Annotated in this window: 10 protein-coding genes; 3 read left to right on the top strand and 7 right to left on the bottom strand. The window is 56.9% G+C overall.

Features of this window, described 5'->3' with window-relative positions; genetic code table 11:
• The 4 genes from HY011_22395 to HY011_22380 all read right to left on the bottom strand — a co-directional run.
• Nucleotides 1–974, bottom strand: a 974-nt coding sequence (locus tag HY011_22395) for a serine/threonine protein kinase (GenBank protein ID MBI3425686.1), incomplete at its 3' end; no start/stop codon positions are given.
• Between the two features lie 117 nt (nucleotides 975–1,091).
• Nucleotides 1,092–2,075, bottom strand: coding sequence for a cyclase family protein (locus tag HY011_22390; GenBank protein MBI3425685.1), 984 nt, complete (start codon nucleotides 2,073–2,075; stop codon nucleotides 1,092–1,094).
• A gap of 232 nt (nucleotides 2,076–2,307) precedes the next feature.
• Entirely contained in the window at nucleotides 2,308–5,247 is a 2,940-nt protein-coding gene (locus HY011_22385) for a serine/threonine-protein kinase (GenBank protein ID MBI3425684.1), read from the bottom strand.
• A gap of 70 nt (nucleotides 5,248–5,317) precedes the next feature.
• Nucleotides 5,318–5,605 carry a hypothetical protein gene (locus tag HY011_22380; GenBank protein MBI3425683.1) on the bottom strand — a complete coding sequence of 96 codons (288 nt, stop codon included), beginning with the start codon at nucleotides 5,603–5,605 and terminating at the stop codon, nucleotides 5,318–5,320.
• Between the two features lie 898 nt (nucleotides 5,606–6,503).
• On the opposite strand from HY011_22380, the gene HY011_22375 reads away from it, so the two are divergent.
• Together HY011_22375 and HY011_22370 are read left to right on the top strand one after the other, a co-directional pair.
• Nucleotides 6,504–7,295 carry an SDR family oxidoreductase gene (locus tag HY011_22375; GenBank protein MBI3425682.1) on the top strand — a complete coding sequence of 264 codons (792 nt, stop codon included), beginning with the start codon at nucleotides 6,504–6,506 and terminating at the stop codon, nucleotides 7,293–7,295.
• A 22-nt stretch (nucleotides 7,296–7,317) separates the two neighbouring features.
• Nucleotides 7,318–8,067, top strand: coding sequence for a TetR/AcrR family transcriptional regulator (locus HY011_22370; GenBank protein ID MBI3425681.1), 750 nt, complete (start codon nucleotides 7,318–7,320; stop codon nucleotides 8,065–8,067).
• 77 nt (nucleotides 8,068–8,144) lie between these two features.
• On the opposite strand, the gene HY011_22365 is transcribed toward HY011_22370, so the two are convergent.
• Both HY011_22365 and HY011_22360 read right to left on the bottom strand, forming a co-directional pair.
• Complete coding sequence (locus tag HY011_22365; protein MBI3425680.1) at nucleotides 8,145–8,312, bottom strand: hypothetical protein; 168 nt, start codon at nucleotides 8,310–8,312, stop codon at nucleotides 8,145–8,147.
• 731 nt (nucleotides 8,313–9,043) lie between these two features.
• Nucleotides 9,044–9,823, bottom strand: a complete 780-nt coding sequence (locus tag HY011_22360) for an SDR family oxidoreductase (protein MBI3425679.1) — start codon at nucleotides 9,821–9,823, stop codon at nucleotides 9,044–9,046.
• 977 nt (nucleotides 9,824–10,800) lie between these two features.
• Between HY011_22360 and HY011_22355 the strand changes: the two genes are divergently transcribed.
• Nucleotides 10,801–12,321: a sigma-54-dependent Fis family transcriptional regulator gene (locus HY011_22355; GenBank protein ID MBI3425678.1), complete on the top strand. Its 1,521-nt coding sequence runs from the start codon at nucleotides 10,801–10,803 to the stop codon at nucleotides 12,319–12,321.
• A 119-nt stretch (nucleotides 12,322–12,440) separates the two neighbouring features.
• Here HY011_22355 and HY011_22350 read toward each other — a convergent pair whose 3' ends face one another.
• Complete coding sequence (locus HY011_22350) at nucleotides 12,441–13,679, bottom strand: response regulator (GenBank protein ID MBI3425677.1); 1,239 nt, start codon at nucleotides 13,677–13,679, stop codon at nucleotides 12,441–12,443.
• Nucleotides 13,680–13,748 lie beyond the last annotated feature (69 nt).

Genomic DNA, 13,748 nt, shown 5'->3' with positions numbered 1-13,748 from the left:
CCTGGGAGCGCAGGCGTCTCGCCTGCGGGATGAAGGGGAAGACCTGCCGGAGTCAGCGTGTCTGATTTGACGCCCGCAGGCGAGACGCCTGCGCTCCCAGGCGCGCTCCCAGGCAAGGTTTCCAGCGCAAAGCCCAAATCGCTCGCCGATTGAAACCTGCGCTCCGGTTTCTTCTCCAAACAGCGCCGCACGATTTTGTCCAGCGCCGGCGAAATCTTCGCATTCGTCTCGCTCAACTCCGGCAGCTCTTCCTTCAAAATCGCGCTCATTAGCTCAGCCATCGAAGACCCATTGAATGCGCGCTGTCCGGCCAGCATCTCGTACAAGATCATCCCGAAGCTGAAAATATCTGAGCGATGATCCACTTCTGCGCCGCGTACTTGTTCGGGCGACATATAGCCCACCGTCCCCATAATCACGCCTGGATTCGTGAGTGGCTTCTTCAAGAGGTTTTGGGTCGCCGCTTCTGAATCCACACCGCCCGCCAACTTCGGCGGCTTCAGCTTCGCCAAGCCGAAGTCGAGAATCTTCACGCGGCCATCCGTCGTCACGAAAAGGTTCTCCGGTTTCAGGTCACGATGGACGATGCCTTTGGCGTGCGCGGCTGCCAAGCCGCTGGCGATCTGCTGCGCGTATTCAAGCGCCTTGCGCACCGGCAGCGCGCCGGCTTCCAGATGCGCGCGCAGTTCTTCGCCTTCCAGCAATTCGGCGACGAGATAAGGCGCGCCCGCGTGATTGCCAATGTCATAGATCGTCAGGATGTTCGGATGATTGAGCGCCGACGTGGCGCGCGCTTCCTGCTCAAAGCGTTTCAAGCGGTCGGAGTCATTGGCGAAGTCAGCAGGCAGAACCTTGATCGCCACTTCGCGGTCAAGGCGCGTGTCTTTGGCGCGATAGACTTCGCCCATCCCGCCCGCGCCGAGCGGCGCGACGATTTCATAAGCGCCAAGCCGCGCGCCGGGCACAATGGTCATTGTTAATGGGCCTCCGGGTTGGGTTGGTAAAGCGTGCGCAGTGTAAGGCAGCGCGGCGGCATTTGAAATACGCCGCCGCGCCGCCGGTTATTGTTGGTTGCTGGCTGGACACGCGCTTCAGAACGTCGCAATCGGATTGAGCGGCGACCCCGTGCCGCCTGTGATCGGCAAGGGCGCGGCGCTCAGCAAAAACGTCCAGCGTTTGCGTTGCGCCGTGGCGGCGCTCAGCGGCCCCAGATCGCAATTGTCGAAAATGTGCACGCCCATCGCATTCAGCGTCAGCAAGTGCACGGGATGCGAGATGCCTGCGATGCCCGACGGCAAGACATCGCTGGCGGCATCGCTGCCCAGCAAGGCTACATCGCGGTCTTTGAGCCACTTCGCGCACGAGGCGTGCAGGCCCGCCGTGCCTTGCTCGGCATCCCACGCGCCTTTGGCCGCACGGCGCGCCCAGCGTCCGGTGTGAATGAACACCGCGTCGCCTGCGCCAACCTTGAGGCCGGCGCGCTTTTCCCAAGCATCCAAATCCGCCGGATAGATCGCTACGGCGCCGTCCAGATAGGGCACGCCTTTGAGCGCGGCCATATCCATCAGCACGCCGCGCGTGAAGATGCCTTGTTTCAGATTGGTGATCGCCAGCTTGCCCGCGCCCTTGGCCGTGACTTCCTGGCGGGAAAAGCCGTTGTACATTTTGCCCTGGTAAAAGATGTGGCAGAGCGCATCCATGTGCGTGTGCTGATAGCCGTGAAAGTTGACGCCGAAACTGTCGGCGCTCCATTGCAGTTCGTCGGCCAGTAGCATGGTGTGTTGGTAAGGATTCGGATTATCCACCGCGCGCTCCGCGTTCGATTCGCGCGCCAGCGAAACGGCGACACCCTCTTTGACCAGCGCGGCGGCGGCTTTGCGTTTGGCGGGCGTGAGCAGATTGAGCGCGCCGAGTTGATCGTCTTTGCCCCAGCGGCCCCAATTGGAAAGCTGGGTCATCATTTGGTCAATGTCGGCTTTGGTCAGCTTTTGTTGCGCGTGGGTCGGCAGATAGAACGTGAGCGCGCCGGTCAAGACCAGCACGAGGGCGGTGAATGGGTAACGTTTACGATTCATGGTGCCTCCTGTAATCAGATTGTTTGGGAATGAGAGAAACAATTCTTCCATAGCGGCAGTTGTGAGCAGGCTTCTCTCCTATTCTGAGTATGCAGCGCTTCCAACGTGCAGTCTCGGCATAACATCCATTGGCCGACAGTACACCTCTTTGCCAGCCCGCCAACCCATCACTGCATCTTTTGACCTTCATTCCGCCCCACGCCTGCACGCTGGAAGCAGTGTTTGCTCAGGACTATTTCTTCACCTCTGCCATCCAATTGACCACCACATTGATGGGCGGGGAGGCCGTGTCTTCAACTCGTGTGATCACCAAGAACCGTTTTCCATCGCTTGTCACGACATAGTTGTTTCGGCCCGGATTGACAAAAGGAGTCTCAAAGAGCTGACGCGGCACACCCGTCTCGAACCCGGCAGCAGTAGCCTTCACTTCTACCGCCATTAGTATCTTGTCGCCGACGACAAAAAATAACTCCTTCCCGTCCCGCCGCCACTGCGGCTCCACACCACCGTTTACTGAAACCTGCCATTTGCCGCCGAGTTGTGGGAAAGTCGTCACGTAGACTTCACCCCTGCCAGATTCATATGACGCGTAGGCCACATAGCGGCCATCGGGCGAGATGGTTGGTTGTTCTTCTTGAAACTGCGTTTTGAGAAAGGGCTTGGCGGTGCGCTCTTCTTCCAGCGACAACAACCACAAATCATTCTGGGTCGAACTGCTGAAGCCAAGAGGATTCGTAACATAGATCATCAGTCGGCCATCGGGCGACAGGTCAGAGACGTTCTTGATTTCGGGCGAGGTGTAAACGAGTTCCTCTTCTTCGGCAGCGTCCACTTTCTTTTGGAAAATGTCGCGCTGCCCTTTGCGGTCGGAAGTAAAGAAAACCCGGCTGCCATCTCTTGACCAGAGCGGATTGAGATCATCCGCCGGATCAAAGGTGAACCGCGATTTAGCGCCACGCGCCAAATCAAACAGCCAGATGTCGCGTTTCTTTGTGTTGGGGTCTCGAATACCTACAGCCAACCGCTTGTCGTCCGCCGAAAGACTCGGATTGCTGTAATTGGCTGGCTCACCGACCGCACCAAGTTGCTTGCCGGTTTGATCGTACCAGATCAGTTGCGGCAACTTACTAGCGCCAGTCTGATAAGCCAGTACGCCGCTCTCAGAAACGCTGAAGTGTGTAAAGAAAACGGGAAGAAAAGGGGTAGTTCTCACCTGCTCAGCCACCTGAAAGGGTGCTCCGACGAGCTTCAGCGCGCCGGGGTCGAAGACTTGTCCCAACAGCGTGCCACCTTTGGCGAACAGCAAATGGCCCGCCGCATAGCTACCAGTACATTCCGTGTTGAGCACCAGCTTCGTCGCTTTGTCCGAGAGCGAGCCAACATAAATTCCCGTCCGGGCAGCCTGGTTATAGTTATAGTTCGCAAAATAAAGGAAGTGTTGACCGTCGGGCAAAAATTGCGGGAGCCCCTGAATGATTTCTCCATGCGACGCATCAAGCGTCGTCAACGCGGTAGGAACGCCGCCTGTGGCGGGCACACGATAGAGCACATCCCCGCTTCCCGACAGGACAATTTCACCAGCGCGATTCCACGAAGCTCCGACCGGTATCTTGGCTTCGCAAATCGTTTGCGGCGTGGCACCTAACAGCTCAATCCGCTTCAACTTTCCCTCGCTGAAAAACCCTAGCGAGCGGCTGTCTGGTGACCAGAACGGAAGAGCCGCATCCTCCGTTCCAGGCAAGGCCTGGGCTGTGAAAGAATTCAGCGGGCGGACGTACAGAAGCCTCTTCCCACTTAAGTCGGCGGCGCTAAAGGCGAGCCGCTGCCCGTCCGGCGAGACGGAAAAAGCAGCGAAATTCGTTTTTTCCGGCGCAAACTGCATAAACCGCAAGGCCAGCGCCTCCGGTTGCGCACGCTTGAAGTAGGCAATGCCCGATCCGACAAACACCACTAGGAAAATCGCTGCCGCAAGCCAACCAAACTGTCCAAGGCCGATACGCCACTTGCTGCCGGTCTGGTCAGTCACCACTCCGGTCACCTCGCTTAATTGCGCGCCGGACGGCCAACTCGCGTGCGCCGCGACGGCTTCGAGTGCAAAACCCAGATCGCGCGCCGACTGAAAGCGCAACTCCGGTTGCTTCTCTAAACAATGCCGCACGAGCTTGTCTAGCGCCGGGTTGATCTTCGCATTGGTCTCGCTCAACTCCGGCGGCTCGTCTTTCAAAATCGCGCTCATCACATCCGCCATTGACGCCCCGCTGAACGGCCGTTTGCCGCTCAGCATCTCGTACAGAATCATCCCGAAGCTGAAGATGTCCGAGCGATGATCGACTTCCTGCCCGCGCACCTGTTCCGGCGACATGTACCCAACCGTCCCCATCACCATGCCGGGATTCGTCAACGGCTTTTGCGTAGGAGCTTCGGAATCCACGCCGCCCGCCAACCTCTGCGGCTTCAGCTTCGCTAAGCCGAAATCTAAAATCTTGACGCGCCCATCTTTGGTGACGAACAGGTTTTCGGGTTTGAGGTCCCGATGCACAATGCCTTTGTCGTGCGCGGCGGCCAGCCCAGCCGCAATCTGCTGCGCATACTCGATGGCTTTGCGCACGGGCAGCGCACCAGCTTCTGACCCCGAAGGCATTTGCGCGCGCAATTCTTCGCCTTCCAGCAATTCGGCGACGATGTAAGGCGTTCCCGCGTGCTCGCCAATGTCGTAGATGGTCAGAATATTTGGATGATTGAGTGCCGAAGTCGCGCGCGCTTCTTGCTCGAAGCGTTTGAGCAAGGTTGCGTCTTGGACAAAGCTGCTCGGCAAAACCTTGATAGCGACTGCGCGGTTCAAGCGCTCATCCTTAGCCCGATAGACTTCGCCCATTCCCCCCTTGCCCAGGGGCCCAAGAATCTTGTACGCGCCGATTTGTTGTCCTGCGAGAAACGGCAGCTTGGCCTCGCTCAACGCCGCGGCACCAAGCCGTTGTGCCACCAGTTCGAGCCCCTTTCCCTCAATGAAGCTCCACTCCGCGCTGTCATCGCGCAATAACATTTCGACCTCGTGCCGCAAACCGTCATCAGCGGTGCAGGCTTCCACTAGAAAAGCTGCGCGCTCCGCTGGGGCGTATTCTCTCGCTGCGTGATAGAGCTTTTCGATCTGTAGCAAGCGTTCTGGGTCCATTGCGTCCTCTATGCGGAAGCTGTTATCGCCAGCCTTACACAATTATTGCTTGGTAATCGCCTCGTCCAGATTAAACAGCAAACTGGGCATAGGCCGCCAATTCCGCCGCAGCGAATTGACCGCCGATACGTTTGTCGCCAACCGCCAGCAGTTGCGCGGCGGCTGGCAGGTTGCTGGTGAAATACGCTTGCTGCTTGCTCAGATTGCGCACCAATGTTTGTAACTCCCGTTCGCTGGGCGCACGCGCCAGCAAGACGCGAAAGCCCCAAGCTAGGCGTTGTTGCGGCGTCGCGCCACCTTCCTTGAGCATGCGTTCGGCCAGGAAGCGTGCTGCTTCGACATACGTCACATCGTTCATCAGGTTCAGTGATTACAGCGGTGTGTTGGTAAGGATTCGGATTATCCACCTCGCGTTCCGCGTTCGATTCGCATGCCAGCGAAACAGCGACGCCCTCTTTGACCAGCGCGGCGGCGGCTTTGCGTTTGGCGGGCGTGAGCAGATTGAGCGCGCCGAGTTGATCGTCTTTGCCCCAGCGGCCCCAATTGGAAAGCTGGGTCATCAGCCGGTCAATGTCGGCCTTGGTGAGTTGCGGTTGGGCATGCGCCGGTAAATAAAATGTGAACGCGATGCAGCACGCCGTGACAAGCGCGGCGCGAACGGAAAGCAGGCGATTCATGCGGCCTCCAGTCGTGATGTTGGTTGTCAGTACAGACACGAATTCAACGTGACGCACGTTGACGAAAGTAAGGCAAAGACGCAACGAGGCGCGGGTGAACGGGGCAGTGCCCGACATCTGCAACACACGCGCATTGGTAATTTACCTATTTCCGGCGGCGTTGACGATCTGAGCCGGGCCTTTGCCGCAGGTTTTTTATGAAGCGGTTGCCGACACGGTCCGCTGATGTTTCAAATATAGACTGCAAGGAAAAGAATTTGGTCAAAACCACGGGGGACACGGGGGACACGGGGGACACGGGGCACACGGGGCACACGGGGTACAGGGGGTACAGGGGGCAGAGCGTGGGCAAAAAGACCGCTGAACATTGAGCAAGGCGCACCCGCTGCTGACCTTGCTGCCCCCGTGTTCCCTGTGTCCCCCGTGGTTTTCTTTTTCTTGAATGCTAGAGGGCGGCATTCTGAAGCGGCGGCGCGGAAACCCGGACTTGAGTATTGTTCAAACGGCGCTACTGTTATACCTTTGCTGTCGCTAACCACTTGGTAAGTCAGCGGCAAATCACAAGGAGCAATAAACTTCATGAAGCCGGATGAGGCGATCAATGTACAGGACTTGTTTTCGATTCGCGGTAAAGTCGCGCTGGTGACAGGCGGCTCGCGTGGCATTGGATTGATGATTGCGCGCGGCTATTTGGAGGCGGGCGCGAAGGTTTACATCTCAGCCCGCAAAAAAGAAGTCTGCGATGAGGTCGCGGCGCAATTGTCCGCCATCGGTGAGTGTATCTCGTTGCCCGCCGATCTCTCGGCGGTGACGGGCTGTCAGGAACTGGCGGCGGCAATTCAAGCGCGCGAATCAGCCTTGCACATCCTCGTCAACAACGCTGGCGCGGCCTGGGGCGCGCCGCTCGAAGGCTATCCCGAAGTCGGTTGGGACAAAGTCATGGACACCAATGTCAAAGGGGTTTTCTTTCTGACCCAGCAATTGCTGCCCTTGCTCGAAAAGGCCGCCACGGCGACTGATCCGGCGCGCGTGATCAACATCGGTTCAATTGATGGATTGAAGGTGCCACGCGTCGAAAATTACGCCTATGCGCCCAGCAAGGCGGCGGTGCATCATCTGACCCGCGTGCTGGCGGTTCAACTCGGCCCCCGCAACATCACCGTCAATGCGGTCGCGCCGGGGCCGTTCGAAAGCAAAATGACCGAATGGATGCTCGATAACTTCCGTTCGGAAATCGAAGCGCAATGTCCGCTCAAACGCATTGGCGAACCGGCGGATATGGTGGGCGTGGCGATCTATCTGGCCGCGCGTGCCGGCGCGTATCTGAACGGCGTGGTCATCCCTGTGGATGGAGGCATCTGTATCAAATAGCCGGAGGAGAAACTGAGCTGTAATGGCCAAACAAACCGCTCTCATCGAAGCGTTGCTCACCATCCCGCCGACCAGTCATCGGCGCAAACTGACGGTCAAGGCGGCTAAAACCGGCAAGGATGGCAAAGCTGGCGCGAGCAAGGCGCGCACGCAAGCCGTCACGGCCAATGACAATGAAATAGACCGGCTGCGGCAGATTTATTATGTGGCGGCGCGGCTGTTTTGCGAACGCGGTTTCGACGCCACTTCGATGAATGACATCGCCGACGCCATCGGCTTTACCAAAGCGGCGGTTTACCATTTCATCCCCGGCGGCAAGAAAGAGCTTTTATATGCCGTCATCAGCTACGGCATGGATACGCTCGAACGCGAAGTGCTCGCACCCGCGCGCGCGGTCGCCGATCCCGAGCAACGGCTGCGCACCATTATCCAAAACCATGTTCAGGTCATTACGCGCGGCAGCACCGCCGCGGGTTTCAATCCTGTCACTGTTGTCGTGGATGAAGTCGCCGGACTTTCCCCAGTTCATCGCCGTAAGATCGCGCAACGCAAACGCGCTTATGTGGATTTGGTGCGCGACACGCTGCGGGCACTGAAAGTCGAAGGGAAATTGAAAGAGATAGACATCACGGTGATTGCGTTCAGTATTTTCGGCATGATGCTCTGGCTGGCGCGTTGGTATCGCCCGGATGGGCCGTTGACCAACACCCAGGTTGCCGAAGAAATTTGCAAAATGGCCCTGAGCGGCCTGTTACAAACAGAGCCGCGTTGAAATTCCTGGCGCACCTTCAGCGCGCAAGGCATATTTTCCGCCAGGCCTACCTGGCTGCTGTCGGCTTTGCTTGGCGGCTATGGCGGATTGCCTTTGCCTTTGGTGAGACTCGACAAAAACTCATCGTTCTTGCGCTCCCTGACAGTTCGTACCATGCGCCGAATGATATTCACCGGATTCCAGGACTCCGTGAACAGCTTTTGGTGTGCGCTCCATTCGTGCCGGATGATTTTCAGCGGCAGCATAAATAGGCTGCCTTCCACAGCCGCCCGACAGTATCTGCATTTATAAATGTAATGATGCATTGCCAGCCTTCGTAACCCCTTCTCCATTCGGATAAGTTTCAAACGCCGCCAACCCGTCTCAAGGTGAGAGGTGAGCGAGGCGAAAAACGATCCTCTCTTCGCGACTTGGCGGGAAGATTTTCTTTTCAGAACGTGTTGAACAATTACGATCCGTCCAACGCACCGCTGCCCGATACCTGCCTGACCAAGCTCAAACTGCCCTGGTTGGATCAGCTAGCGGGGTGACGGTGTTTATCGCATCGTCCCATAAACGGCATTGCCGGAATGTTTATGGTGCAGGTTTCAGGTTGAACGGTTGCAGGTTCAAGTGCCTGGCACCTTGAGACCCAGACGGGGCGCGTGTATAGGCCAAGCGTAAGCTGGCTCAGACACAGTCGGGGCTTATCAGCAAGCACATATCTGTTTTGGGTTTGTTGGGAGAGAGGCACTCTCTGGGAGTGCCAAGCTTGGTGGTGTAACCGGTCATTCTAGTTGATGAAGCCGCCAGCTTGCCTTTTGCGAAAGGCGTTTTGCTGTGCACCGGTTGAGATATGCAACTTGAACTGATTTAGTAAGACCATCAAAACGCTTACTTGATACCAAACTTAAATCAATTTGTCATGGGACTGGCTGACTATGGCTGTAATTTTGACCGAATTTAACAGCCATCCGCTTTTCCTCCTGCGTCGCCTTTAACGTGGATTAAAATTTGAGTGCAAGGCTCCGCCTTCCAAAGCCAAAACCTGCCCGGTCATTAAATCGGGGCCGGTGATGATGTTGAGAATGGCGGCGGCGACATCTTCTGGTATGCAAACGCGCTGGAGCAAAACTTGTTGCTCGACCTTCTGCTTGGTTGCTTCATAGGCAACTTCGCCCAAACCTTCTTGTAACCAGCGCCCGGTGATGAAGCCGGGAGCGACCGCATTGACACGGACAGTCGGGGCAAAGACGCGCGCCAAGGTCACGGTCAGATTATTGAGCGCCGCCTTGGAGGCACAATAGGGAATGGAGCTGCCCGTTCCGGCTAGCCCCGCGATACTGGAAACGTTGACGATTTCGCCATTGCCAGCGGCGAGCAAGGCGGCCCGCGCCGCCCGCGCGCATTGAAACGGGCCAAGCAAATTCGTGCCCAGAATGCGCTGCCAATCTTCGGCCGTCACCGCTTCGAGGTCGGCGTGTTTGATAAACGAGGTCGTGCCGGCGTTGTTGACCAATACGTCCAACCGCCCAAATTCCTGCACGGCCCTGTCAATCATCCGGCGGCAGGCGGCATCGTCGGTGACATCGGCTTGCACGGCGACCCCGTGCACCCCGCACGCTGTTACGGCGGCGGCGGTTTCTTCTGCCTCAGCTTTTGAGCGGCTGTAATTGATTAGCACGGCACAACCACGCCGCGCCAGTTCCAAAGCCGTGGCGCGGCCTACTCCGGTTCCGCCGCCCGTCACGACGGCTGCTTTACCTGCGATTTCCATAGGATTTGTTGCTCCCGCAAAGGGTGACAGCGAACCTCAAATCTGCGTTGTCAGCGAAAATGAAGGTGGAATGCTTATTCGGACTGGCACAATCTACGATTGAAGCGCCTTTTGCACAATATCGGTTGGGCTAGTTTTCAGGCAAGACGGACGCGGGCCTTTCAGTGCCGGATAATTGACACCGAAGCGCTGAATTTATGTAACGTTTCGTGTACTGCTCCACACATAGACGCACGTTCGACTTTCACAAGTTCCAGCAGCATTCCCATTCATCTTGGAAGATCACCGTTTATTGTCACTGACAGTCAATGACTGATCGGCTGCGGAGACGTGCGCGCGTATTGAAGACCTGCGGTCCCCTCTAAACTTCGCCGGGACGAAGTTCTGTTTCCACGCTCTGCTTCTCTAAACAGCGGTTCGGTTGAAGGATGCACTCATTCTTCAATGTGCCGCTGAGATATGCTGAGCGCAGTATTGATAGGTTCAGCACCAGTGGAATGCCACGCCAATTCAAGCAAGAGGTTGCTTGAAAAACACTGCGGCTTGAATCTATGAATGCGTCGCACAGTAGCTACGCGCCGAGAGTTCAAATTTCCGGTATGCAAACCGCCACCCGAAGCCGCCCGTTGAGACGGCGCTTCCGTGGCTGTTCTTGAGACCGGAAAGACTTGTACAGACGGCAATCTTTGCGCAGCAAATTCTACTGGTTGCGGGGCATTATCGTTAGCGTTACGAAAACGATCTTTAAGCAGTAACACCATTGGCTTCAGCCATGCTTGCACTCTCTAGACAGTGGCTCTTGTGGTGGCGATCGGCCTTAACGCTAAAGCAAGCACGACCACGCACGTAATTCCCCCAACCGATACAAAGACAGAGCGAACGAAATTCGGGGCCGCGGTTCCTGGCCTCGCTGTGTAGCTATTGCGTGCTGTACCTAGTCGGAACAACTCGGCACCCAACCCACTAGGTAATTTTATATGGCAATCAAAGGTCTCTTTGTCGGGGATGCTGAAGCAGTCAAACAGCACTTATTGAGTTTAGAAAAAGCCGGGCAATTTCAGTTTGAATATGTACCCACGGCGGAAGCCGCCAGCGCCTTGTTAACGCAGAGCGCCTTTGATTTTTTGATCACGGATGAGAAGTTGCCGCAATTGTCGGGGGCCGATTTATTGGCCTGGTGCCAGCAGCGCCAGCCGGCGTTAGTCACCTTCATGCTCGCCGAGCCGGGCGCTACCGCCGTTGCCGTGACCGCCATGAAACGTGGCGCGGCAGATGTTTTGACCAAGCCGCTTTCCGGTGAAACGCTTGCCACCGCCCTCCAAAATGCCCTAAAAAATTCGACACATCCGGCTGTTTCCACCGTTGGAAATCACCCTGCGCAGGCGCGGCTGGTGGCGCATTCCGCAAAGATGCGCAAATTGTACGAGCAGGCCAAAACCATCGCTCCCTTCAACACCACCGTCCTCATTACGGGCGAGTCGGGCACCGGCAAGGAACTGATTGCGCGCACCATTCACGAGCACAGCAATCGCCGCCAACGCAATTTTGTCGCGCTGAATTGTTCGGCCATTCCGGATCATTTGTTGGAAGCAGAATTGTTCGGTCACGTCAAAGGCGCTTTCACGGGGGCGCAAACGGCGCGCGAGGGCCGCTTTGAGTATGCCAATGGCGGCACGCTGTTTTTGGATGAAATCGGCGATATGAGCCTGCCGTTGCAGGCCAAGTTGCTGCGGGTATTGCAGGAGCGCGAGTTCGAAAAGCTCGGCTCTTCGCGCACGGTTTCGGTGGATGTGCGCATCCTGGCGGCCACGAGCGCGGACTTGGAGCAAAAGATCAAAGAGGGCACTTTCCGGTTGGATTTGTATTACCGGTTGAATGTCGTGCATTTGCGCGTGGCGCCCTTGCGCGAGCGCCGGGAAGCGATTCGGCCCTTGGCGGAACAACTGCTGGCGCGGTTTTGCGCCAGCGCCGGGTTACCCGCCAAACAAATTGACGGAGAGGTGCTGGAAACTTTGCAGGCCTATCACTGGCCGGGCAATGTGCGGCAACTGCAAAACGCGATGGAATGTGCGGCGGCGTTTTCCGGCCCGGCAGAGACCCTTTACGTTTGGGATTTGCCCGAAGAGATTCGCGGCACGGGCGCTGGCCAGAGCCAAGCCAAGCTGAGGACTGATCTCGGAACAGGATTCGGAATGGATGCGGCTTTGCTGTCACAGCAGCCGCTGCCGGTCGAAGGCGTGAGTCTGGATGCGGTAGTGACGAATATTGAGCGCGAATTGTTGTTGCGTTCCTTAAGCCAGACCGGTGGCAACAAGATGCAAGCGGCCAAGCTGCTGAAGATGAAACGCACCACCTTTGTGGAAAAGCTCAAGCGGTTACAGATCGAAGAGTTCAACGAAGTAACCCTGGCGGAACTGGCGGTCAATGCCAATGGAAATCTTCCTTATGGAGGATTTGCGCTGGGTGCGCCAGGTGCAGTGGAGCGGTTGCGCTGCTGAGCGTCTGACGATCGTCAGAGGCGAGCGGCTTGGAATTGGAAAAATGTTGTGAGCGTTTTTGGCAGACGGCTTCTTGCGCATTAAGCTGATTGATCGTTGTTCCACCCTCACCGCAACGCTTATTGACCTTGCTTGGCGATTTGAGGCGGCGGGACAAGTCGCCCCGAATTGCCTGCCTTAGCTGTCTGTCCTGGGGGCGTTAATTTGCCCGTATTGCTCTTGACCGGAACCAGCACTTGGAGCGGTTCCACGATAGCGCCGCCTTCGTGAAAGTTTTTCAAACGCATGCACAGTGAGCGCGTGACCTCTTGCCCTTTGGTAATCAGCAACATTCCTTTCACAGACTTTACATCCTCTGCCAACAGCATGTCGGGAGTCAGTTCATCGATACGGGCCAGCTTGAGTTCATAGCGGATTTCATTTTTCAGCGCCAATTCGAGCGCCGGGATAATTTCAGGGTCGTACCAGTTGTGACGTTCGCGGATTTCTTCCAGCGCTTGAAAATTATCCAGCCGCGATTCGGCCAACTTGTCGTAATCGAGCGCCAGTTTCAGGATGCGGGCGCCCAGCGGAATTTCGTAGCCGCGCCGGTTGTCATAAGGCACGCCCGCGCCGTTAAAAAGTTTCTCCTGGTACGCGATGATTTCGGCCACGCCTTCCAGCCGTGGAATGTGGCGCAGGAGGTCGTGCCCGATTTGCGGATGGGCCTGCACCATTTTGATTTCTTCCGAATTCAGCGAATGGCCGCTATAAACGCGCCACAGGGTCTCTTCGGGAATCGTGATACAACCGACTTGCGAGAGCATGGCGGCGATTTCGACTTGCCAGGCATTTTCCACTTTGAGGATGGTCGTGATCTGTTTGACCAGCCGCCGCACGCGCGAGGCCCGGCCAAAGGCGGTCGGGTTCACCAGCGAAAGCAGGTCCGTCAAAATATGAATGCTTCCGCTCAGCGTCTTGTTCAGCAATTCTTTTTCCGCCGTCACCAACTGGTATTGCCGCAACGCGGCCTGGAGCGCACGCGCTAGCACTACCGGCGGACAGGGTTTGGTCAAAAAGCGAAAGATCGCGCCCTCATTGATCGCCTCCACGGCCGTATGTTGATCGGCGTTGCCAGTGAGCATCAGGCGCACGCTGTCGGGTGATTTTTCTTTGGCGCGGGCGAGGAATTCCACGCCATCCATGCCCGGCATGCGCATGTCTGTGATGATGGCGGCATAAGGTCCTTGGCTGGCCAGTGCGATCAGTCCATCCGCGCCGCCCAACGCCGTGTCAATATGGAATTCTTTGCGTAACGAACGTTGATAGGCTTCCAAGATGTTCGGTTCGTCGTCAACAAAAAGGATTTTCTCTTTCATCGCTCTTATCCTCACATGCTGAGTCGGGCTATCAGCTCAGGAATTCAGCTCGTACTCTTTCTGGGGCTA

This window comes from Acidobacteriota bacterium, assembly GCA_016196035.1.
Lineage (GTDB): Bacteria > Acidobacteriota > Blastocatellia > RBC074 > RBC074 > JACPYM01.
This window is presented reverse-complemented; position numbering and strand designations above follow the sequence as displayed.